This is a genomic window from Idiomarina sp. PL1-037, assembly GCF_034422975.1.
Taxonomy (GTDB): Bacteria; Pseudomonadota; Gammaproteobacteria; order Enterobacterales; family Alteromonadaceae; genus Idiomarina.
The window spans coordinates 34,840-56,404 of the sequence record NZ_CP139873.1 but is presented as its reverse complement, the minus strand read 5'-3'; the positions used below and the strand labels follow the sequence as shown (position 1 = coordinate 56,404).

Genomic DNA, 21,565 nt, shown 5'->3' with positions numbered 1-21,565 from the left:
ATAAAGCGAATCATGTCGGCAAAAAAACGAGGTTTAGGTCGCGGTCTGGATGCCTTACTAACCAGTAATCAGCAAAACTCTGACCGTCAATCAGAGCAAGTGACGGAAGAAGTTAAAGGTGAGTTACAGAAGCTGCCGGTTGAGTTTTTAAAGCCCGGCCGTTACCAACCTCGTAAAGACATGTCACCCGAAGCATTAGAAGACTTAGCCGCTTCGGTAAAAGCTCAGGGAATAATCCAGCCTATTGTTGTGCGCCCCGTTGGCAACGACGAATATGAGATTATTGCGGGTGAACGTCGCTGGCGTGCGGCGCAGCTGGCGAAACTTGAACTCGTTCCTTGTTTAATCAAAGACGTGCCCGATGAAGCTGCAGTAGCTATCGCGTTAATTGAAAACATTCAGCGTGAAGATTTAAACGCGATGGAAGAAGCCACCGCATTACAACGATTGTTGGTTGAGTTCCAGATGACTCACCAGGATGTTGCTCAGGCGGTGGGTAAGTCCCGCACTACAGTGACCAATTTGCTGCGTCTGAATAATTTGCAGGACGGCGTTAAAGTGTTGCTGGAGCGTGGTGATATTGAACTTGGCCATGCCAAGTTGTTGCTTGCGCTGGAAGGTGAGCAACAGGCCGATGTAGCGCAACAGATTGTCGCAAAAGATATGACCGTACGTGACGCAGAAAAATTGGTCAGACGGACAATTGACCCTCCTAAAGAAACCGAAAAACCAAAGCCAGACGCTAATATTGAGCATTTAGAAACCAAGTTGTCTGAGACCCTGGGAGCCAAAGTTTCCATTAATCATGGTCGTAAAGGAAAAGGTAAACTGGTTATTAGTTATACCAATCTGGACGAACTGGATGGCATTCTGACTCACATCAAATAATGATTTCCAATGCATTGATTGTTGTAGAACTTTTGTTAAATGGCATAGAAACCGTCGGCTACAGGCAAATTTGTTTGCAATTGCATGGCAGATCTTTATACTAGCGCGAGTTTCATTGTGGCTAGTTAAAAGCCTCAAAAAAATAACCGCCAGTTAAAAGGTTTTCGTCGTGACACAGGCACTTAATGCGGTAGGTAAAAAGCTGGCAGGTAAAGTTGTAGGTACACAATTTATAGCGGTTTTGATAGCCGCACTTGTCACGATAGCGGTTTCAAATACACAGTCGGCTTTGGGTATTCTGTGTGGCGGATTAACCGTCGTAATACCAAGCGCTCTATTTGCACTTATCGCTTTTAGACACGCAGGAGCGCGCGCTAATCAGAAAGTTGTACAAAGTTTCTTTTTAGGCGAAGGCGTTAAACTACTGCTTACAGCAGTGTTGTTAACAATCGCATTGCTGGTAACAAATTTATATCCTGTGTGGTTATTGGTCGGTTTTGTCATCGCCGTCACCATGCAGTGGATAGCACCGGTTTTATTTTTAAAATCAACCTAACTGGGAAACAACATGATAAGTGGAGAACAAACTCCGACTCAGTATATCCAGCATCACCTCCAAAATTGGACGGTTGGTGAAGGGTTCTGGGCGGTGAACGTCGATACTATCTTCTGGTCCGTGTTACTGGGTGTGCTGTTTCTGTGGAGTTTCCGCAGAGTAGCTAAAAAATCCTCTGCTGGGGTACCTGGTAAATGGCAATGCTTTGTCGAAATGCTTGTCGAGTTTGTCGATAACAGCGTCAAAGAATCCTTTCACGGTAAAGATAAACTGATAGCACCTCTGGCATTAACCATCTTCGTCTGGATATTCCTGATGAACCTGATGGACTTAATTCCGGTTGACTGGTTACCAACAGCTGCTATGTATGGTGGTTATTGGTTAGGCTTTGTTGACGACCCGCATGACGTGTACATGAAAGTCGTACCAACAACGGACCTGAATACAACCTTTGCATTGAGTTTAAGCGTATTTGCGCTAATTATTATCTACTCAATCAAATACAAAGGCGTGAAAGGTTTCGCTAAAGAAATGACTTTTACCCCGTTTAATCACTGGGCATTAATACCAGTGAACTTTGTACTGGAAAGTATCACGTTATTGGCAAAACCAGCGTCACTGGCACTGCGTTTGTTCGGTAACCTGTATGCAGGTGAATTGATATTTATTCTAATTGCAATGATTGGATTCTGGCAGCTACCGGCGCACTTTGCGTGGGCAGTGTTCCATATTCTGGTTATTACATTGCAAGCGTTTATTTTCATGATGCTGACCATTGTTTACTTAAGCATGGCATCATCTGAACATTAGTGTTCGAAACAAAAGTTTTTAGCTTTACTTTTAACTTTAATCTACTGAAAAACTGGAGAAATCAATGGAAACTGTAGTTGCTTTTACTGCTATCGCTGTATCAATCATGATCGGTCTGGCTGCACTGGGTACTGCCCTGGGCTTTGGTATTCTGGGTGGTAAATTCCTGGAAGCTGCTGCTCGTCAACCAGAACTGGCACCACAGCTGCAAGTTAAAATGTTCATCGTTGCAGGTCTTATCGATGCTATCGCGATGATCGGTGTTGCTGTTGCATTGCTGTTCACGTTTGCGAACCCATTCTTAACCCAGGTAGCAGGCTAATCGTTATTCGACGGTCACCAACTGAAGGAGGTCCGTTGTGAACATCAACGCTACTCTAATTGGACAAACGATCGCGTTTATCGTGTTCGTGTGGTTCTGCATGAAATTTGTATGGCCACCGATCATCAAAGCTATCGAGGAACGTCAGAAGAAAATTGCTGACGGCCTTAATGCCGGTGAACGTGCTCAAAAAGATTTAGAGAAAGCCCAGCAAGAAATTGCCGAGCAGCTCAAAGAAGCGAAACAGCAAGCCGCTGAAATCATTGAACAGTCGAAAAAACGTGGTGCTAAAATTGTTGAGGAAGAAACTCAACGTGGCCACGAAGAACGTGAAAAAATCGTTGCGGCCGGACATGAAGAAGTTGCTGCTGAACGCAACCGCGTTCGCGAAGAGCTGCGCAAGCAAGTTGCCGTATTAGCGGTGTCTGGGGCTCAGAAAATCATTGAGCGTGAAATTGATAAAGACGCTCATAGTGACATTGTTGAAAAACTGGTCGCTGAACTTTAATAAAGGGGTTTGAGCTTATGTCAGAACTGACTACGGTCGCTCGCCCTTACGCAAAAGCAGCTTTTGATTTTGCTTTAGAACAGGGAGCGCTCGATAAGTGGGCAGAAATGCTTAGCTTCGCTGCTGCGGTAGCGCAAGACGAGACTATTGCCTCATTTTTGAGTAGCTCCTCGACTGTTGGGAAAACAACAGAAGTTTTCTTAGGTGTTTGTGGCGACGAGCTCGACGACGACGCTAAGAACTTCGTTAAAGTATTGGCTGAAAATGAACGTCTGCCAGTGCTGCCAGCAGTTAGTGAGCTCTATCAGTCGCTTCGTGCTGAACATGACAAAGAAGTCACTGTCGATGTTAAATCGGCAGTTAAACTGCTGAAAGCACAACAAACGGCTTTGAGTAAAGCACTTGAGAAGCGCCTGCAACGCAAAATTAAGCTGAACTGCAGTGTCGACAAGTCCATTATTGGCGGACTTGTTATAGAAGCTGGTGATACCGTTATTGACGGCACCTTGCGCGGCAAGCTCGACAGACTTGCTTACGCACTGCAATCCTAATTGGGGACTTGAGCATGCAATTGAATTCAAATGAAATCGCAGAACTGATCAAACAGCGAATTGAGAAGTTCGAAGTCACCAGCGAAGCTCGCAACGAAGGTACCATCATGTCTGTACAAGACGGTATCATTCGCATCCACGGACTTGCAGACTGTCTGCAAGGCGAAATGGTTGAGCTACCTGGTAATCGTTACGCTATCGCACTAAACCTTGAACGTGATTCTGTTGGTGCGGTTGTTATGGGCCCTTATGCAGACTTGCAGGAAGGCACCAAAGTAAAATCAACAGGTCGTATTCTGGAAGTTCCGGTTGGCGAAAAACTGTTGGGTCGTGTGGTTAACACACTAGGCCAGCCTATCGACGGTAAAGGTCCTATCGAAGCTGACGGCTATGAGCCAGTCGAGAAAATCGCACCGGGCGTTATTGAACGCCAGTCAGTTGATCAGCCAGTACAAACGGGTTATAAATCAATTGACTCGATGATTCCAGTTGGTCGTGGTCAGCGTGAGCTTATCATTGGTGACCGTCAGACAGGTAAAACGGCTTTAGCAGTAGACGCTATCATCAACCAGAAAGATTCTGGTATTAAGTGTGTTTACGTAGCCATTGGTCAGAAGAACTCAACCATTTCAGCGGTTGTACGTAAGTTAGAAGAGCACGGTGCAATGGAAAACACCATTGTGGTTGCAGCTTCTGCTTCTGAATCAGCGGCCCTGCAATATCTGGCAGCTTACTCTGGTTGTACCATGGGTGAGTACTTCCGTGATCGCGGTGAAGACTCTCTTATTGTCTACGATGACCTGTCTAAACAGGCTGTTGCTTATCGTCAAATTTCACTGTTGTTGCGTCGTCCTCCGGGTCGTGAAGCATTCCCTGGTGATGTTTTCTACCTTCACTCTCGTCTACTTGAGCGTGCTGCGCGTGTAAACGCTGACTACGTAGAAAAATTCACTGACGGTAAAGTGAAAGGCCAGACCGGCTCATTAACTGCCTTACCTATCATTGAAACTCAGGCAGGTGACGTATCGGCATTCGTACCGACTAACGTTATCTCTATCACCGATGGTCAGATCTTCTTAGAAACTGACTTGTTTAACTCAGGTATTCGTCCTGCGGTTAACGCCGGTGTCTCGGTTTCTCGTGTTGGTGGTTCAGCACAAACTAAAATCATCAAGAAACTGGGTGGCGGTATCCGTCTAGCCCTGGCTCAGTATCGTGAATTGGCGGCGTTCGCGCAGTTCGCATCTGACCTTGATGAATCGACTCGTTCACAGTTGGAACACGGTCAACGTGTAACCGAGCTGATGAAACAGAAACAGTACAAGCCTATGAGCGTTGCTCAAATGGCTGTATCAATTTATGCCGTTGAAAAAGGCTTTTTGAAAGACGTAGAAATCGACAAAATCATGGATTTTGAAGAGTCACTGCAATCTTTTATGGCGAGCGAATACGCCGAGCTAATGGCTGAGATTGATAAAACTGGCAACTATAACGACGACATCGATGCACAATTGAAAGCCGCGCTTGAGAAATTCAAGCAAACGCAATCATGGTAATCGCACCTGGCCGCAGTAGCGGCCATTTGTCGTTGAGTTAACAGGAGAATCGTCATGGCCAGCGGTAAAGAGATAAAAACTCAGATCTCGAGTATCGGTAATACTCAGAAGATCACCAGTGCTATGGAAATGGTCGCTGCGTCGAAAATGAAAAAGGCGCAAGAACGTATGGAGGCAAGTCGCCCCTATGCAGACACCATTCGCAAGGTGATTGGTCATGTGGCGCGCGGTAACCTCGAATATCGTCATCCATTTATGGAAGAACGTCAGGTTAAGCGTGTGGGTTACATCATTGTGTCTACCGATCGTGGTTTGTGTGGCGGCTTGAATGGTAATGAATTCAAGAAGGTCGTTAAGCACGCTAACGAATGGAAAGAGCAGGATGTTGAAGCGGATTTTGCCGCTATAGGCAGCAAAGCAACCAGTTATTTTAAGCGTTTTGGTAAGTTGAAAGCGCAGGTTTCAGGTATGGGTGATAAGCCAGAACTGAAAGAAATCACCGGTTCAATCCAGGTTATGCTGGATGCTTTCGAAGAAGGCAAAATCGATCGCTTGTACGTTGTATTCAACAAATTTGTGAATACGATGACCCAGGAGCCGACCATTCATCAATTGTTGCCATTGCCGCAAGCAGGATCGGAAGAAGATGTGCAGACAGGTAGCTGGGATTATCTGTATGAGCCGAATCCAGAAAGTATCCTCGATACGCTAATTCGTCGCTTCGTAGAAATGCAAGTGTACCAGGGCGTAGTGGATAACTTTGCTAGCGAGCAAGCCGCTCGGATGATTGCTATGAAAGCTGCAACCGACAATGCCGAAGACATTATTGATCAATTACAATTGCGATATAACAAGGCGCGTCAGGCAGCAATTACGCAAGAAATTTCGGAAATCGTGTCCGGCGCCGAAGCGGTATAACGCGGCAACGGTTAACAGAATTGAAGAGTTAGAGGAAACGTCATGAGTCAAGGTAAGGTCGTACAAATTATCGGCGCCGTTGTGGATTTAGAATTTCCACAAGACGCTGTACCAAAAGTATACGACGCACTGAAAGTGACCGAAGGTGGTTTAGAAGGTTTGGTTCTGGAAGTTCAGCAGCAGCTGGGCGGCGGAATCGTGCGTGCCATCGCAATGGGTACAACTGACGGTCTGCGTCGTGGTGTCACCGTTCAAAATAGCGGTGAATCAATCATGGTTCCAGTGGGTAAGAAAACCCTGGGCCGTATTATGGATGTATTGGGTAACCCAATTGATGAAGCGGGCCCTATCGGTGAAGAAGAGAGAATGTCGATTCACCGTGCGGCACCAAGCTACGAAGAACAGTCAAACACGAACGAACTGTTAGAAACCGGTATCAAAGTCATCGACTTGATTTGCCCGTTCGCTAAAGGTGGTAAAGTCGGTCTGTTCGGTGGTGCTGGTGTTGGTAAAACCGTTAACATGATGGAGCTTATCCGTAACATCGCTATCGAGCACAGCGGTTACTCAGTATTCGCCGGTGTTGGTGAGCGTACTCGTGAAGGTAACGACTTCTATCACGAGATGAACGATTCAAACGTTCTGGATAAAGTATCATTGGTTTATGGTCAGATGAACGAGCCACCGGGTAACCGTCTGCGTGTTGCTTTAACGGGCTTGACTGTCGCCGAGAAATTCCGTGACGAAGGTCGCGATGTGCTTTTCTTCGTTGATAACATCTACCGTTACACTCTCGCCGGAACGGAAGTATCAGCATTGTTAGGCCGTATGCCTTCAGCGGTAGGTTATCAGCCTACGCTGGCCGAAGAAATGGGTGTTCTGCAGGAACGTATCACCTCTACTAAGACAGGTTCAATCACGTCTGTACAGGCCGTTTACGTACCTGCGGATGACTTGACTGACCCATCTCCGGCAACAACCTTTGCTCACTTGGATGCGACTGTTGTACTTAACCGTGACATTGCGTCATTGGGTATCTACCCTGCGGTTGATCCTTTGGACTCAACTTCACGTCAGTTGGACCCACAGGTTATCGGTGATGAGCATTACGACACAGCAATGGGTGTTCAGGAAGTACTGCAACGCTATAAAGAACTAAAAGACATTATAGCCATTCTGGGTATGGACGAGCTGTCTGAAGAAGACAAACAGTCAGTATCTCGTGCTCGTAAAATTCAGCGTTTCTTGTCGCAGCCTTTCTTCGTAGCCGAAGTATTCACTGGTGCTCCAGGTAAATATGTATCTTTGAAAGATACCATTGCCGGTTTTAAAGGCATTTTGGAAGGTGAATACGACGACATGCCTGAGCAGGCCTTCTACATGGTTGGTACCATCGAAGAAGCGGTAGAAAAAGCCAAAAACCTGTAACCGACCGGGAGGTTTGAATGGCAGCACAAACATTAAATCTGGACATTGTCAGCGCTGAAGACAAATTGTTTTCAGGCGTTGTACAAACAGTTCAGGTCACTGGTAGCGAAGGTGAGCTGGGTATTTACCCAGGTCACGCGCCCCTACTGACTAAAATCAAACCAGGTATGGTTCGTTATGTCAGTGAAGCGGGTGACGAAGAGCTTTTGTATGTTGCCGGTGGTGTGGTAGAAGTACAGCCAGGTCACGTTATTGTTCTTGCGGACGTTGCTGTTCGTGGTGACGAGCTTGACTTGCAGGAAGCTGAAGCAGCGAAAAAACGCGCTGAAGAAGCCATTGCCGATTCAAGTGCAGATGTGACCTATGCCGAAGCTATTGCTGAGCTATCGCGAGCGTTGGCTCAAATCGATATTATTCGTAAGCTTAAGCGCTAAAACTTCTGCGTTAAAATACGTAAAAGGCCTTGTTGTTAGTGCAACAGGGCCTTTTTTGTCGTTACAATAAGCTAATGTCATAAGGCTTACGCCAGCGATACTGAATCAAGGATACATTAATATGAAGTTACGCGTTGTTATTCTGGCCGCAGGAAAAGGAACCCGCATGCGATCGGAGCTTCCCAAGGTGCTGCACAAAGTGGCAAATAAACCGATGGTAGAGCATGTTATCGATACGGCACGATCGCTTAAGCCAGACGCCATTAATTTAATTTACGGCCATGGCGGTGACCAGCTTAAACAGGCGATAGCAGGTGATGACTTAACCTGGGTTGAACAACGCGAGCAATTGGGTACAGGTCATGCGGTTCAGCAGGTTATCCCCCACCTGAAAAGCAGTGAAAAAGTCATTATTTTATATGGTGACGTGCCCCTGTTAACAGAGTCGACATTAATTAAGCTGGTAACCGCCAGCGCAAATACCTCGCTTGGCCTGCTGACTATGACGTTAACAGAACCAACAGGTTATGGCCGTATTGTGCGTAATGAACGTCGCAGTGTAACCGGCATTGTTGAGCAAAAGGACGCAAATGCTCAGCAATTAGCTATTAAAGAGGTGAATACCGGCATTATGATTGCCGACAGCGACAAGCTAAAAAGTTGGCTTGAGCAACTGAGCAATGACAACGCGCAAAAAGAGTATTACCTGACCGATATTGTGGCAATGGCCGCGCGGGAAGGTGTTAATATTGCCACTGCACAGCCTGACAACGCGCAGGAAGTGGAAGGAGCCAATAACCGTCAGCAGTTAGCCTCTTTAGAGCGTGCGCTGCAACAGCGTCAGGCAGAAGAGCTCATGACTCAGGGTGTCACCTTAATTGACCCTGCTCGTTTTGATTGCCGCGGTAAACTAAGCGCTGGCAGCGATGTCACTATTGATATTAACGCGGTGTTTGAAGGCAATGTGGTTCTGGGTGACCGGGTTGTCATTGAACCAAACTGCGTCATAAGAAACTCCGTTATTGGTGATGACACCGTTATTCGCGCAAACTCTCATATTGAAGACGCAAAAGTGGCTAAAGGCTGTAAAGTCGGTCCTTTTGCGCGTTTGCGTCCCGGGGCGGAACTTGCGGATGAAGCGCAGGTCGGAAACTTTGTCGAAATGAAAAAAAGCCGCCTGGGTAAAGGCTCTAAAGCCAGCCATTTAACCTATTTGGGAGACACCCAGGTGGGTGAATACGCAAACATTGGTGCAGGTACCATTACTTGCAATTATGATGGTGTGAATAAGGCGCTTACCGAAATTGGTGACGGCGCATTTATTGGCTCAAACAGCTCTCTGGTTGCGCCTGTCGCCATTGGTAAGAATGCAACCGTTGGCGCCGGCTCGGTCATAACCCGCGCGGTAGCGGATGAAGAACTGGCTGTAGCCCGCGGCAAGCAGCGTAATATCAGCGGATGGCAACGTCCTCAGTCGAAAAAAGGAAGTTAATTTATGTGCGGTATTGTAGGTGCCACCTCGGAACGTCGGGTAACAGGTATTTTGCTGGAAGGTTTGAAACGACTGGAATACCGGGGTTATGACTCGGCTGGTGTGGCTGTTATTGACGCTGATAATCACCTTAAAAGCGTACGCCGTACCGGTAAGGTACAAGAGTTAAAAGACGCGATAGACCAGAATCCCTTAGACGGCACTATTGGTATTGCCCATACGCGCTGGGCGACGCATGGCGGCGTGACCGAAGCGAACGCTCACCCTCACCGCTCTGAAGATGAAATTGCCGTAGTGCATAATGGCATTATTGAAAACCATGAACGCCTGCGCGAAGAGCTGCAAGCGGAAGGTTATGTTTTTAATTCGAAAACTGACACTGAAGTAATCGCTCACTTAATTCATCATGAGAGAAAAACTCATGGCGACTTACTGGCGGCGGTTAAGTCGGCAGTACGTCAGCTGGAAGGTGCTTACGGCACCGTGGTTATGGATACTAAATATCCTGAGCGTTTAGTGGTGGCCCGTTCAGGCAGCCCTCTGGTTATTGGTGTGGGTATTGGTGAGAACTTTGTAGCTTCAGATCAGCTCGCGTTATTGCCCGTAACCCGTCAGTTTATTTACCTGGAAGAAGGTGATGTTGCAGACATTAACCGCACTGAAATCGATATTTACGACACTGAAGGTAACGCTGTAGAACGTGAGGTTGTTGAATCTGACGTAAGCTACGATGCGGGTGGTAAAGGCCAATATCGCCACTTTATGCTGAAAGAAATTTACGAGCAGCCTATTGCCGTGCGTAACACGCTGGAAGGTCGTTTGTCTGAAACCACCGTGCTGGATAACGCTTTTGGTGAAGATGCAGCGAGTATCTTAAAAGACATTGAACACGTTCAGATAGTTGCCTGTGGTACCAGTTACCATGCGGGAATGGTGGCACGTTATTGGCTGGAGTCTATGGCGAATGTGTCATGCAATGTCGAAATTGCCTCGGAGTTTCGTTACCGCAAGTCCTATGTTCACCCGAACAGCTTGTTGGTGACCATTTCACAAAGCGGTGAAACAGCAGATACTCTCGCGGCACTGCGTTTATCTAAAAAGCTTGGCTATAAAGGCAGCCTGACCATTTGCAACGTAGGCTCATCGTCTATGGTGCGCGAATCTGACCTAGCCTTTTTAACCCGCGCCGGTGCAGAAATTGGTGTGGCGTCGACCAAAGCCTTTACTACCCAGTTAACTGGTCTGCTTATGCTGACTTTAGGCATTGGTAAATACCGGGGCATGCCAGAGCAGCAGCAAGAAGCCGTAGTTCATGCCCTGCAAGCCTTACCAACCAAGCTGGAAGAAGCGGTATCATTAGCGGATGAAATTGAAGAATTAGCGCAAGACTTTGCCAATAAAGAGCATAGTTTGTTCCTGGGGCGTGGTAACCAATACCCTATTGCTATGGAAGGTGCGTTAAAACTGAAAGAAATTTCCTACATTCACGCCGAAGCCTATGCCGCAGGTGAGTTAAAGCACGGCCCGTTAGCGCTTATTGATGAAGAAATGCCGGTTATTGTTGTAGCACCGAATAACGATTTACTGGAAAAGCTGAAGTCCAACGTTGAAGAAGTACGCGCCCGCGGCGGCCTGATGTACGTTTTTGCCGACAAAAACGCCCGCTTCAAAGGCGATGACTCGTTAACCGTACTTAACGTCTGCCATTGCGACGAAGTAATAGCACCTATTGTTTATACCGTTCCTTTACAGCTGCTGTCTTACTACGTTGCCTTGATAAAAGGTACCGATGTGGATCAGCCCAGGAACTTGGCCAAATCAGTTACCGTTGAATAAGGAAGGGCCGAAAGGCCCTTTTTTTTGTCGGTGTACATTAAAGTTTTTAAATAACATTAATGATCTTAAAAAATGGTGAATTTACATTAAAGTCTTTAAATTCTTATAGCCCGGGTATTTACCCGGGGGACTGATTTAAAGTTACATTAACCCGGTATTGGTTAATACCCGGGGAACTATAAATACTGACTACTTTCTTTTGTGTTAAGCGTAAGCTAGTCACTTCACATCATAAACCCTTTTGCTACAAAGGCTATAGAGTCGCCAGGCAGTGACTAATTTTTTAGTACTGTCACAAATTTAGTCATTGGTACCAGGCACCCGGGATAATATTGGCGTGACTTTTCTCTATCTACCCGGGTTAACAAACGGTAAGACCCGGGTGTTTTTAAGAGCTTTAATGTCAAAAGGAAAAGAGTGGCTATATAAAAAAGAATTCGAACCTGTAATTTAGTCATTTTTAGATTTTTTCTGAAATGTCAGGGTCATCCTCATTTTCTTTGTAGACTAAGTAAACTTCCCCTTCAATGGTTTTAAGCTGAGCCTCGTAAACAACATTTTCTATTAGACGGACTCTTTCAGGCTTCATTATAATTTCATTATTGGCTTTATGAACACTCAGTCACAGTTGCCAATACACCGGGAACCGCCAATAAACAATCTGCTGTAAGGAGACCATCCCGACACTCCTCCTCCGGCAGCATTCAGTAAGGTCTTTTTATCAAGACCTATCACTTTTCCTAAATAACCATAATTGTAGTTACCTGCATCTGCTTTTCTACTACTCTATCTGTGAGTTTTCATTCCACAATTATCTTAGCATTTTTATAATTCAATAAAACTCGTAGCTCTTTCACTCCCTGCACTTCTGCTGGTTGCATAACAATGCTAATTGGTTGCTCAATTTTTTGGATGAGATCCTTGGAAAATTGTTCGGGTGAACTCTGTTGGGAATAATCAAGAACTGCTGCACAAACCTCATCATTGCAGCCAATACTTCTAGGCAACATTCCATTATTGGATTGAACAACATCGTGGACTGAATTTCTAAACCGCTGTTCGAATTCTTGGTTACTTGCGGTGTTTTCAATTTGATATACCAAAGAATCGAAATTTCTTAATCGAAATGCCATTTCGACTGAAGTATCAGATAAACCACCTTCGTTCGCGGATAGATTATTAATCAGGTCGTCTATAGAAGAGACGTCGTCAGGCTGGCTCTTGTCATCGGGTTTTATAGTGATTCCTGAAGATTGTTGAGTATTAATAGAGGCCTTGTTTTCGCCGGGGAGTTGTTCTACCGAATTCAATGGATCCATTGTCTTATTATAATCTGTCGAATCCGCGGGTTGATTTAACTCAGTGCCGTTGGTCGGGAGCGGTGATTCGGGTGAATAGAGGAATACTAACGTTGCAACAACGCTAAGCCCTATTAGTAGTAAATATAGTTTTTTCATAAGTTAACTCTCTAACTGACACTAAAATAGCTTAAAGCACCTAACAACCGAAGTCATTGTTAGGTGCGCCTAGTACTAAGCTCTATTCTATTATGATCGCGTCTCGCCTGAGCTCAGCGACAGTTCCTCCACAACAATCGCCGATCGTCATAGGAGGTCCGGAGTCAATGCTGCAAGAGTTAGAGCATTCATACGTAGTTCCATTTACCGTCACTTTGTCTGCATAGCTAACACCGGAAAAAAGCACTGCAAACGTTGCTAGTATCGATGTAAAAAATATTTTTTTCAAAACACATTCTCCACAGTTGATTGTTTATTGGAGAGATACCTCAAAGGCTGCAGAATAAAGCATCAGTAATTATCTACGTACATCGTCTCCGTCTCCCCTCATTTTCAAGCTTTAAAACTACATAAAGCTGATATTAATATTGTTGAGCTATTTATTTATGTCAAATATTTTTAACATCTATATATTATTATTAGTTTTCATAAAACTGTTTAAAGCCGCCCCTGCGTAAGGGCAAAATGAACTTCTTATTGCCTGCCAATGGACAAAGCCTGATAATCCCCGAAGGATCACTTAAGGAATGACACCAGTGTTTAACCGAAACTGGACTGCTGTAAGTTTATTGGTTTTAGCCTGTTCGCAATTGACAGCCTGTAACTCCGATTCGTCGTCAGAAAATACGGATAATGGGGAATCTGGCATATGGCAACCCAAACCAGGGACAAGCTGGCATTGGCAGTTGGAGAACTACGACAACCTGAATGTAAACAAGGACGTCGAGGTGTTCGATATCGATTTATTTGAAGGTTCAGAGGGTGGTGACGAAAGCATCATCAGTTCATTAAAGGCCAACGATAAGCGAGTTATTTGTTACTTCAGTGCAGGAACCCGAGAAGACTGGCGACCCGATGCGAGTGAGTTCTCGGACGACGCGGTTATTGCCGATGGTGAAATGGCAGACTGGCCGGGCGAGGTCTGGCTGGACATAAATAATGAAGTTGTCCTGAATGAAAATATCAAACCTATTATGGAAGCGCGTCTGGACTTAGCTCAATCTGCGGGCTGTGATGCGGTTGAACCCGACAATGTCGACGGTTATATCAACACTGACGAGACAAAGGGCATTATCACTTACGATGATCAGCTAAATTACAATAAATGGTTAGCAAATGCCGCACATTCGCGGGGTTTGAGTATTGGTTTAAAGAACGATGTAGACCAACTGAATGAACTAGTTAGTGACTTTGATTTTGCCGTAAACGAACAGTGTTATGCCTACGGGAATGAATGCGTCAGTTACGAAGACACTTTCCTGAATAATAACAAAGCGGTGTTTGTGCAAGAGTACTATGAAGACGGCTCTGAGGGTGAAATCAGTCAGCAGGAGTTCGAAAGTAATGCCTGCTCTTACTTCCTTGGTGTTGGTATTTCCGCTTTGTGGAAAGAGGGTTTTAACCTCGATGGGGAAAACGTTCTGAGCTGCAGCGAATTATGCGTTAAAGAAAAGGTCAATTTCCTTGGTTTGGATCAATTTTGGACAGGCTTAACGTAAGCTACTATTTTGAATGTGAGACTGTAAAAGATTTTGTGTAAATGGCTGACTGCACTGTTAAATCCGGTCCTGGTACATAATCTCGAATTGCGCCATGGCCGGTTTCCAGTTGCGTATGGGCATCGTCCACTTTTTCGATGCCTGATGCAAGGCTAAGTACAATACCTTCATGATAGCCTCATCATTTGGGAACGACCGGCGAGTCTTGGTAATTTTACGCAATGACGCGTTCAGCGATTCGATGGCGTTAGTGGTGTAGATAGCCTTACGTATCTCCGCCGGGTATTCGAAGAATACGCTTAAGCGTTCCCAGTTTGCCCGCCATGAGCGGCTTATGGTCGGATGCTCTTCATCCCACTTTTCAGCGAACTCTTCCAGCGCCTGCTCTGCTGCAGCGCGGGTGGCAGCGCCATAAATTAGCTTTAAGTCAGCTGCGATAGTCTTGCGTTGCTTCCAGTTCACGTAACGCAACGAGTGGCGAATTTGATGCACGATGCACAGTTGCACCTGAGTTTTCGGGTAAACCGCTTCAATGGCTTCAGGGAAGCCTTTAAGGCCATCGCAACAAGCGATAAAGATATCATCGACGCCGCGATTTTTAAGCTCGTTCATCACAGATAACCAGAATTTAGCGCCTTCGGTTTGCGCCATCCACAGGCCAAGGAGCTCTTTTTCACCGTCGGTGTTAATGCCAAGCGCCAGGTAGACTGACTTATTTTGAACAACGCCAGAGTCACGGCTGCGAACCACCAGGCAATCGAGGTATACGACCGGGTAAAGCTTTGCCAGTGGTCGATGTTGCCAGGCCTTTACTTCCTCCATCACCTCGTTTGTAACCTGAGATATGAATGTGGGGGATACTTCAACACCGTAGGCTTCTTCGAGGTAAGCCTGGATATCCCGAGTAGTCATGCCTCTGGCATAGAGCGCGACGATGCGCTCATCGAATCCGTTAAGCTGGCGTTCGCCCTTGCGGACTAATTTAGGCTCAAAGCTACCGTTGCGATCACGGGGAATATCCAGCTCGACGTCACCGTTAGTGCTACGAACAGCCTTCTTGGTTTTACCGTTGCGGGAGTTACCGCTGTTATTGCCGGCCGCATCATTTGGGGCGTAGCCTAAATGGGCTTGCATCTCGGCTTCTAAAGCGCGTTCAGCGACTTTCTTGGTAAGCTGCTTGAGCAGCCCAGCTTCACCTAAAATGTCTTCTGGCGAGTCACAGCCATCAAGCAGCTGATCGATGAGTTTGTCTGATATTGGCATTCTGATATCCTTCTGCGATATTGGTAAGAATGCCATTTACACAGATATTTTTACACTCTCTTGAATGTAGTCATATTTTTATTTTAATCGCCTGAATTCTAAAATAATTTAACCAGATCAAGGAGCCAGCATGGAGAATTTTCTATCGCTATGGGGCGAGTCGGCCTATACCAGTCTGGGCTTTTTCTGGATGGCGTTGTGGGCATTTGTACTAGGTTATTTAATCAGTAGCTTAATCCAAGTGCTCATCACAAAGCGTCGAATGCGCAAGGCTATGGGCGGCAATGACTTGAAGTCTGTGTCACTTGGCACTTTCTTTGGCTTTATCTCCAGTTCTTGCAGTTTCGCTGCGTTATCAACCACCCGGGCTTTGTTTAACAAAGGAGCGGCGTTCAGTGCTTCAATGGCGTTTATGCTGGCCTCCACTAATCTGGTTATTGAACTGGGCTTTGTTATTTCTATTTTCCTTGGTTGGCAGTTTGTGGTTGGTGAATACGTTGGCGGGTTATTGCTGATTTTATTCGTCTGGCTCTTTATTACGCTAACTAACCCTCAAAAACTGATTAAGAATGCGCGAAAAGAAGACGAAGAGGACGACGAACATCAACACGAGAGCACATTATCGGATCTTTTCAGTAAGGATACCTGGCAAAAGGTAGGCCAAAAGTACGTAATGGAATGGCAAATGGTCTGGCAAGACGTACTTATTGGTTTTACGGTCGCTGGTGTTATTTCCGCCTTTGTGCCTAGTGCGTTTTTTGAATGGTTGTTTATTGGTGTGGGTACAGAGGGTGACCCGGGTTTCTGGTCATTACTTCAACAAGCGGTAGTGGGTCCGGTGGCTGCATTTTTCACCTTTATTGGCTCTATGGGCAACATTCCACTGGCTGCCGTTTTGTTTGGTGAAGGTGTGGCCTTTGCTGGTGTTATGGCGTTTATTTTTTCCGACTTAATTGTACTGCCTGTGCTCAAAATTAATGCGCGGTATTATGGCTGGAAAATGGCTCTGTACATAGCCTTAATGCTCTTTACCTGCCTGGTCGCGGCGTCTTTAGCTATGCATTATGGTTTACTGGCGTTTGATTTACTGCCGGATGCATCGCAGTGGTCCTCTCCGGCAGAACAGCAGCACTTTAAGCTGGACTATGGCTTTGTTCTGAACCTTATTTTCTTACTGCTGAGCGTTGTTATGGTTGTGCTTTGGCGGCACAAGCAAAAAGAACATCAACATCACCACCACCATCATGACCATGGCGGCTCATCTTCGTTGAGCGACAAGGTTATGAATGGACTGTGCGGTATCAGTGTCCTTTGGTTAATAGCCGGAATGACTGTCTATGTTTTATAAAAATATCTTAACGACGACGCTCTCTTGTGGCATGTTTAGAACATGAAAATTTTAATTTGTGATGATTCAACCGTCGCTCGCAAAAGTATTGAGCTTGCTCTGCCCAAGGGCTGGAATATTGAGGTGCGCTTTGCTGAAAATGGGCAAGAGGCACTCGACTTAGTCGAGAAAGGGTTGGCAGAGTTGCTTTTCCTGGATTTAACCATGCCTGTAATGGATGGTTTTGAGGTATTGCGAAAGATTAAGGAAAAGCAGCTAGACTGTCTCACCATCGTTGTTTCCGGTGATATACAAGCAACCTCTCAGCGAGAGGTTGAAAAATTAGGTGCGCTAGGCTTTATAAGAAAACCGGTTGTTATTGAGGAGTTACACAGTTTACTTGAGCGTTACGGGCTCATTAAAGAACTGTTACCCGAGAACGTTCAACGCGAACAAGCGAAAAGTGGGCACATAGAACCTACTGATATTTTAAAAGAAATGAGCAATATCGCCCTTGGCGATGCTGCTAAGCTGCTTGGCGATATGCTGGGATCTTTCATTCAACTACCCGTTCCTGATGTTGCGAAGCAGCCTTACGATAAACTTATTAATGAACTTCATAATGAAAATTACCGCATTAATATGGTGTCTGAAGGCTTTGTTGGTAATGCCATTGCTGGAGAAGCTATTTTATGTGTCGACAACCGCACGTTTAGCGACTTGCCATCTAAACTTTCGGACTACCACGGTTATGAATTTCAGGACGATAGCCAAAGTGTCTTTTTGGATGTAGCCTCAACCCTTATAGCGGCTTTTTTGAAAAGCTTCTCTTCTCAACTCGATTTAGAGCTAAACATTAGTCAGCCAGCTTTTCTGGGAATGAGCGAAACGATCAATAATGTCTTTAAAGAGGACGTTAAGGATAAGCAGGTTTTAATCATCACCATTGATTACGAGATCCCTGATTACAATCTTAATTGCGATCTCTTTGTTATTTTTACTGAAGCTTCAATTGCCGCACTTGAAGAAAGAGCCGGGTACTTTATCGATGAATAAAGATGAACTGGATATCAGCAATTTACATTGGGTATTACAAATCCTTCAGAATATCGAAGTGGGTTTAGTGGTTTTTGACAGGGACTATGAGGTCAAAGTATGGAATGGCTTTATGGAAAACCACAGTGGTATAAGCAGTGTTGCTGCTAAAGACAAAAACTTGTTCAAGCTACTACCAACCCTGCCGGAAAGCTGGTTTGAATACAAAGTGGAATCTGTACTAAAGCTGGGCATTCAGGCGCACTGTAACTGGCAACAGGAACCTCATATTCTGAACTTTGAAAATACCAGACCTTTTACCGCAAAATCGGAGCTAATGTTTCAGAACGTAACGCTGTTCCCGTTGTTTTCCACCGACAAGAAGATTAACCACATTTGTGCGTTGGTTTACGATGTGAGTGATGAAGCCAATAACTTATTAGAGTTGAAAACAATCAGTCAAACCGACGCCTTAACTCAGTTATTTAATCGCGGGCATTGGCAAAATATGTTCGAGCAAGAGTTTCTTCGCTGCCAGCGTTATGACGACACCGCTTCGGTTGTCATGTTGGATATAGACCATTTTAAGGCCGTTAATGATACCTATGGGCATCAACTGGGTGATAAGGCTATTCAGTTGATAGCGAAAATCATATTGGACAGTCAGCGTGAAACCGATATTTGTGGACGTTACGGGGGGGAAGAGTTTGTCATACTCTTGCCTCACACTTCAGTAAATGAAGGTGTTTTAGTGGCCGAGCGTCTGAGAGAGAAAGTAGAGAATACTCTGCTGCCTCTGGGTAAAGAATATAACAACGAACAATTGCAGTTAACGATTAGCGCTGGTGTTGCGGAGTTTTCGGATGAATTTTCGACTGCCGAGAATTGGCTGGAAAAGGCTGACGCTGCATTGTATCAATCTAAAGAGAATGGTCGAAACCAAGTGGCAAAATAAAACCTCCGGCCAATAGCCGGAGGTTTTTAAGTTAGAATGAAGTTATGATATTCAACTCATCGGTCACTTTACTTTTGTCCGACACATAACCTATCCCTTGCGGGTTATTAAGCAAAAACGATATAACCTCGTCATCACTTTTTAATTCATTAAGTGGTGTTCCACGCCCAGTAAATTTAAGTTTAGCCCAGTGGCGCTTTAACTGTTCACCCGATTTTCCTACTAAAGATTCCTCAAAGGCTTTACGCGCCGACGAATCTTCAGGTAAATTTACGCCTTTTAACACCTGAGACTGGCCCAAATAAATTCTGGAAACAGACTCTTCGTTAATTTCCGTTTGTGATACCACTACACCATTTTGTGCAAAAGTTGAAAAGCTTAGTACGCTTGTTACAAAAACGATGAGAAATGAAGTAATTTTTTTCATCATAATTCCTTAAAATACAAATTGAACAGCGGCAGAAACCAATACGTCAGACTCGTCTGTGCGCTCATAATCCGAGTGTGTGACGTCAAACTTCAATACTGCGCTTGGAGCGATGTTAAAGTTTGCGCCAAGAGATGTGTAAGTGGCTTCGCTAAGAAAACTATTTACGGCTTGGTCGATACCCGCCTGTAAAACTGGAGAGCTCACGTTAAAGCGTTCCGCATCGACGACTTCATCATCGGTTTTCCCAACTGTGGTATGAACGGCCCAGCTATCGAAACGCTTACCTGCAGTAATGTAGCTAGAGCGCTGCTTGGGGATATAGCTATTTTCGACTTCGAGCTCGGTGTACTCACCACCCACAAACCAATTAAAGTTGTCGTACATAAAGCCTACGCTTGCGAAAGTCCCTTTATCTTCAGAAACGTCTAGTTCAGAAACGATTTGACTTTCACCTGCACTTGTTAAACTGTTAAAGAAGTCGCCAATTTTCTGCTCTTGTCCATTAAGCTCAATGGCTACGTCTTCAACCTGAATATTGGTATCGTTGGTCTGGTAATACGCAATACGCATGGTTAAATTATTGTAGATGGCACTGGTATTAAAGCCTATCAAGTTGTTCATTTCGGCTTTGGCTTCTTCAGTACCGCCTGCCTCAATGTCATCGTTCATGTTGCCGGCTATAATTTGGGTATTAAAAATAAAGTCACCGACAAAGGCATTGTGCTGGACGCTCACACCGGTGTAGTTATCAAACGCTACGCGGTAAACGCTTTGTGGCGTGCGTAACCAGTGGTAGCTGTAACCTACGTCGAGAGAGTCGGAGTACATATAAAAAGGTAGGCGTAATTTACCAATATTAACGCTCGCTGAATCCGTTAATTGATATTGAATGTAAGCCCATTCAACGCCCAAATCAAAATCGTCAGAACCACGGGAAATAAGTTGACTGGTAACGGTCAGCTTATCGGATAGACTGGCTTTTGCCTGGAGTGCAAAAAGCGTTTCCGGATTAAAATCCAGATCATTATCATAGCCAAATAGCTGGTCATCGCTGCCGGTGGTCATACCCGCTGCAATGTTACCAAAGCCACTCCACTCAATCTTATCCTGTGCTTGAGACGGGAGACCAGTAAGTAGTGCAGCTGCACCTATACAAGCCACTAAAGAATACTTCATTTAAAACTCCTGAGATTGTTCGCATCCTCTTAATTTAGAGGAATGTAAATTTGGCGAAATTTTGCACGTTTAAATTTCCAAGAGCAATAGTTCAATCGTTCTATTAAAAAGTGTTAAATTATGTACAACACTTCAATTTTTCGTTTGTTGTTGTCATTTGAGACAAAAACGAATCAACAATTAAGGTAGCTATGCACCACCATCATCACGAAAGCTCATCTGAGCGCATCGGTTGGGCGTTTTTTCTTAATTTATGCTTTACCGTTATTGAATTTATTGGTGGAATTTTAACCAATAGTACAGCCATTTTAGCTGACGCGGTACACGATCTTGGCGACAGTATCTCCATTGGCATGGCCTGGTTGCTGGATAAATTCAGTCGTAAAGATGCGACACAGACATTTACCTATGGTTATCAGCGTTTATCTCTGGTTGGCGCCTTTATTAACGCGGTTGTACTGACCGCAGGCTCTATCTGGGTTTTATTTGAAGCCATTCCCCGTTTATGGGATCCGGTAATGCCAATGGCGGAAGGAATGGCTTTATTGGCTATATTCGGCGTGATTGTAAATGGTTATGCGGCGTTTAAGTTGTCCCATGGTAAATCGTTAAACGAACGCGTACTTAACTGGCATTTACTCGAGGATGTACTGGGCTGGGTTGCGGTTTTAATCGTGTCGATTATTTTAATGTTTGTCGACTGGCCTATTCTTGATCCTTTGCTGTCTGTTGGCTTCACTTTGTTCATTTTGATTAACGTTGTCCGTCACCTGGGTTCTACCGTGAAGCTCTTTGTGCAGGCCTCTCCAGACCCTAAAGTGTACCGGAAAATACGTGAGCAACTGACCTCGCTGGAGCTGGTTAATGATGCCCATCATTTGCATTTTTGGTCATTGGATGGCGAGCGTCATGTATTAACGGCGCATATTGTGGTATCAAAAGAACTGGAATGTGCAGAGCGCGCACTTTTAAAGCAGCAAATATCGGAGCAGCTGGCAGCGTTTGAATTAGCTCATACCACCATAGAACTGGAATACCCTGACGAAGCTTGTCGAGACCATTAA

22 protein-coding genes and 1 pseudogene are annotated in these 21,565 nt (G+C 45.1%); 17 read left to right on the top strand and 6 right to left on the bottom strand.

Annotation, left to right across the window (positions count from 1 at the left end):
- The first annotated feature begins 12 nt into the window (after positions 1–12).
- From U0358_RS00250 to glmS, 12 genes are all read left to right on the top strand, one after another.
- Positions 13–888 carry a ParB/RepB/Spo0J family partition protein gene (locus U0358_RS00250; RefSeq protein ID WP_322406603.1) on the top strand — a complete coding sequence of 292 codons (876 nt, stop codon included), beginning with the start codon at positions 13–15 and terminating at the stop codon, positions 886–888.
- Positions 889–1,057: 169 nt separating this feature from the next.
- Complete coding sequence (locus U0358_RS00245; RefSeq protein ID WP_011235849.1) at positions 1,058–1,444, top strand: ATP synthase subunit I; 387 nt, start codon at positions 1,058–1,060, stop codon at positions 1,442–1,444.
- 12 nt (positions 1,445–1,456) lie between these two features.
- On the top strand, positions 1,457–2,254 hold the full coding sequence (gene atpB / locus U0358_RS00240; RefSeq protein WP_322406602.1) for a F0F1 ATP synthase subunit A: 798 nt from the start codon (positions 1,457–1,459) through the stop codon (positions 2,252–2,254).
- 64 nt (positions 2,255–2,318) lie between these two features.
- The gene (gene atpE / locus U0358_RS00235; RefSeq protein ID WP_011235847.1) at positions 2,319–2,576 is read left to right on the top strand and encodes a F0F1 ATP synthase subunit C; all 258 of its coding nucleotides are present in this window, start codon (positions 2,319–2,321) and stop codon (positions 2,574–2,576) included.
- A gap of 37 nt (positions 2,577–2,613) precedes the next feature.
- A complete protein-coding gene (gene atpF, locus U0358_RS00230) occupies positions 2,614–3,084 on the top strand; it encodes a F0F1 ATP synthase subunit B (RefSeq protein WP_011235846.1) in 471 nt (156 codons plus the stop codon).
- Between the two features lie 17 nt (positions 3,085–3,101).
- Positions 3,102–3,635 (top strand): F0F1 ATP synthase subunit delta, encoded by a 534-nt coding sequence (gene atpH, locus U0358_RS00225; RefSeq protein ID WP_317498384.1) that lies wholly within the window; start codon positions 3,102–3,104, stop codon positions 3,633–3,635.
- A gap of 14 nt (positions 3,636–3,649) precedes the next feature.
- On the top strand, positions 3,650–5,191 hold the full coding sequence (gene atpA / locus U0358_RS00220) for a F0F1 ATP synthase subunit alpha (RefSeq protein ID WP_317498385.1): 1,542 nt from the start codon (positions 3,650–3,652) through the stop codon (positions 5,189–5,191).
- 54 nt (positions 5,192–5,245) lie between these two features.
- Complete coding sequence (gene atpG, locus U0358_RS00215) at positions 5,246–6,109, top strand: F0F1 ATP synthase subunit gamma (RefSeq protein ID WP_317498386.1); 864 nt, start codon at positions 5,246–5,248, stop codon at positions 6,107–6,109.
- 42 nt (positions 6,110–6,151) lie between these two features.
- Positions 6,152–7,537, top strand: a complete 1,386-nt coding sequence (atpD, locus tag U0358_RS00210) for a F0F1 ATP synthase subunit beta (RefSeq protein WP_322406601.1) — start codon at positions 6,152–6,154, stop codon at positions 7,535–7,537.
- 17 nt (positions 7,538–7,554) lie between these two features.
- Positions 7,555–7,971: a F0F1 ATP synthase subunit epsilon gene (locus U0358_RS00205; protein ID WP_322406600.1), complete on the top strand. Its 417-nt coding sequence runs from the start codon at positions 7,555–7,557 to the stop codon at positions 7,969–7,971.
- 121 nt (positions 7,972–8,092) lie between these two features.
- The gene (gene glmU, locus U0358_RS00200; protein ID WP_322406599.1) at positions 8,093–9,463 is read left to right on the top strand and encodes a bifunctional UDP-N-acetylglucosamine diphosphorylase/glucosamine-1-phosphate N-acetyltransferase GlmU; all 1,371 of its coding nucleotides are present in this window, start codon (positions 8,093–8,095) and stop codon (positions 9,461–9,463) included.
- Between the two features lie 3 nt (positions 9,464–9,466).
- Positions 9,467–11,299, top strand: a complete 1,833-nt coding sequence (gene glmS, locus U0358_RS00195; protein ID WP_322406598.1) for a glutamine--fructose-6-phosphate transaminase (isomerizing) — start codon at positions 9,467–9,469, stop codon at positions 11,297–11,299.
- Between the two features lie 460 nt (positions 11,300–11,759).
- Here the strand turns inward: glmS and U0358_RS00190 are convergent, their stop codons facing one another.
- The 3 genes and pseudogenes from U0358_RS00190 to U0358_RS00185 form a co-directional block, all read right to left on the bottom strand.
- The gene (locus U0358_RS00190) at positions 11,760–11,888 is read right to left on the bottom strand and encodes a hypothetical protein (RefSeq protein ID WP_322406597.1); all 129 of its coding nucleotides are present in this window, start codon (positions 11,886–11,888) and stop codon (positions 11,760–11,762) included.
- Positions 11,889–11,917: 29 nt separating this feature from the next.
- Positions 11,918–12,067: pseudogene (locus U0358_RS13175) on the bottom strand (polymorphic toxin type 44 domain-containing protein); the annotation flags it as partial.
- A gap of 32 nt (positions 12,068–12,099) precedes the next feature.
- A complete protein-coding gene (locus U0358_RS00185; RefSeq protein ID WP_322406596.1) occupies positions 12,100–12,756 on the bottom strand; it encodes a hypothetical protein in 657 nt (218 codons plus the stop codon).
- Between the two features lie 587 nt (positions 12,757–13,343).
- Here U0358_RS00185 and U0358_RS00180 point away from each other — a divergent pair.
- Complete coding sequence (locus U0358_RS00180; RefSeq protein ID WP_322406595.1) at positions 13,344–14,315, top strand: endo alpha-1,4 polygalactosaminidase; 972 nt, start codon at positions 13,344–13,346, stop codon at positions 14,313–14,315.
- Positions 14,316–14,372: 57 nt separating this feature from the next.
- Here U0358_RS00180 and U0358_RS00175 read toward each other — a convergent pair whose 3' ends face one another.
- Positions 14,373–15,578, bottom strand: coding sequence for an IS256 family transposase (locus U0358_RS00175; RefSeq protein WP_322405945.1), 1,206 nt, complete (start codon positions 15,576–15,578; stop codon positions 14,373–14,375).
- 130 nt (positions 15,579–15,708) lie between these two features.
- Here U0358_RS00175 and U0358_RS00170 point away from each other — a divergent pair, with 130 nt between their 5' ends.
- Genes U0358_RS00170 through U0358_RS00160 form a run of 3 tightly spaced genes read left to right on the top strand, consistent with a single transcriptional unit; the run spans position 15,709 to position 18,895 of the window.
- Positions 15,709–16,926: a permease gene (locus tag U0358_RS00170; protein WP_322406594.1), complete on the top strand. Its 1,218-nt coding sequence runs from the start codon at positions 15,709–15,711 to the stop codon at positions 16,924–16,926.
- A gap of 42 nt (positions 16,927–16,968) precedes the next feature.
- Positions 16,969–17,961, top strand: coding sequence for a response regulator (locus tag U0358_RS00165; protein ID WP_322406593.1), 993 nt, complete (start codon positions 16,969–16,971; stop codon positions 17,959–17,961).
- Positions 17,954–18,895 carry a GGDEF domain-containing protein gene (locus U0358_RS00160; protein ID WP_322406592.1) on the top strand — a complete coding sequence of 314 codons (942 nt, stop codon included), beginning with the start codon at positions 17,954–17,956 and terminating at the stop codon, positions 18,893–18,895. The genes U0358_RS00165 and U0358_RS00160 overlap by 8 nt, the downstream gene beginning before the upstream one ends.
- A 31-nt stretch (positions 18,896–18,926) precedes the next feature.
- On the opposite strand, the gene U0358_RS00155 is transcribed toward U0358_RS00160, so the two are convergent.
- Both U0358_RS00155 and U0358_RS00150 read right to left on the bottom strand, forming a co-directional pair.
- Positions 18,927–19,322 (bottom strand): phosphate ABC transporter substrate-binding protein, encoded by a 396-nt coding sequence (locus U0358_RS00155; RefSeq protein ID WP_322406591.1) that lies wholly within the window; start codon positions 19,320–19,322, stop codon positions 18,927–18,929.
- 9 nt (positions 19,323–19,331) lie between these two features.
- Positions 19,332–20,501, bottom strand: a complete 1,170-nt coding sequence (locus U0358_RS00150; protein WP_322406590.1) for a hypothetical protein — start codon at positions 20,499–20,501, stop codon at positions 19,332–19,334.
- A gap of 191 nt (positions 20,502–20,692) precedes the next feature.
- Here U0358_RS00150 and U0358_RS00145 point away from each other — a divergent pair, with 191 nt between their 5' ends.
- Entirely contained in the window at positions 20,693–21,565 is an 873-nt protein-coding gene (locus U0358_RS00145) for a cation diffusion facilitator family transporter (RefSeq protein ID WP_322406589.1), read from the top strand.

Excerpts from the sequence above, each read along its gene's own strand:
- atpE (WP_011235847.1), top strand. The coding sequence starts at position 2,319 with ATGGAAACTGTAGTTGCTTTTACTGCTATCGCTGTATCAATCATGATC.
- U0358_RS00165 (WP_322406593.1), top strand. The coding sequence starts at position 16,969 with ATGAAAATTTTAATTTGTGATGATTCAACCGTCGCTCGCAAAAGTATT.
- U0358_RS00205 (WP_322406600.1), top strand. The coding sequence starts at position 7,555 with ATGGCAGCACAAACATTAAATCTGGACATTGTCAGCGCTGAAGACAAA.
- U0358_RS00160 (WP_322406592.1), top strand. The coding sequence starts at position 17,954 with ATGAATAAAGATGAACTGGATATCAGCAATTTACATTGGGTATTACAA.
- atpH (WP_317498384.1), top strand. The coding sequence starts at position 3,102 with ATGTCAGAACTGACTACGGTCGCTCGCCCTTACGCAAAAGCAGCTTTT.
- U0358_RS00190 (WP_322406597.1), bottom strand. The coding sequence starts at position 11,888 with ATGAAGCCTGAAAGAGTCCGTCTAATAGAAAATGTTGTTTACGAGGCT.
- U0358_RS00155 (WP_322406591.1), bottom strand. The coding sequence starts at position 19,322 with ATGAAAAAAATTACTTCATTTCTCATCGTTTTTGTAACAAGCGTACTA.
- U0358_RS00180 (WP_322406595.1), top strand. The coding sequence starts at position 13,344 with ATGACACCAGTGTTTAACCGAAACTGGACTGCTGTAAGTTTATTGGTT.
- atpG (WP_317498386.1), top strand. The coding sequence starts at position 5,246 with ATGGCCAGCGGTAAAGAGATAAAAACTCAGATCTCGAGTATCGGTAAT.
- U0358_RS00185 (WP_322406596.1), bottom strand. The coding sequence starts at position 12,756 with ATGAAAAAACTATATTTACTACTAATAGGGCTTAGCGTTGTTGCAACG.
- atpB (WP_322406602.1), top strand. The coding sequence starts at position 1,457 with ATGATAAGTGGAGAACAAACTCCGACTCAGTATATCCAGCATCACCTC.
- atpD (WP_322406601.1), top strand. The coding sequence starts at position 6,152 with ATGAGTCAAGGTAAGGTCGTACAAATTATCGGCGCCGTTGTGGATTTA.
- U0358_RS00150 (WP_322406590.1), bottom strand. The coding sequence starts at position 20,501 with ATGAAGTATTCTTTAGTGGCTTGTATAGGTGCAGCTGCACTACTTACT.
- glmU (WP_322406599.1), top strand. The coding sequence starts at position 8,093 with ATGAAGTTACGCGTTGTTATTCTGGCCGCAGGAAAAGGAACCCGCATG.
- U0358_RS00175 (WP_322405945.1), bottom strand. The coding sequence starts at position 15,578 with ATGCCAATATCAGACAAACTCATCGATCAGCTGCTTGATGGCTGTGAC.
- U0358_RS00250 (WP_322406603.1), top strand. The coding sequence starts at position 13 with ATGTCGGCAAAAAAACGAGGTTTAGGTCGCGGTCTGGATGCCTTACTA.
- U0358_RS00170 (WP_322406594.1), top strand. The coding sequence starts at position 15,709 with ATGGAGAATTTTCTATCGCTATGGGGCGAGTCGGCCTATACCAGTCTG.
- atpA (WP_317498385.1), top strand. The coding sequence starts at position 3,650 with ATGCAATTGAATTCAAATGAAATCGCAGAACTGATCAAACAGCGAATT.
- U0358_RS00145 (WP_322406589.1), top strand. The coding sequence starts at position 20,693 with ATGCACCACCATCATCACGAAAGCTCATCTGAGCGCATCGGTTGGGCG.
- glmS (WP_322406598.1), top strand. The coding sequence starts at position 9,467 with ATGTGCGGTATTGTAGGTGCCACCTCGGAACGTCGGGTAACAGGTATT.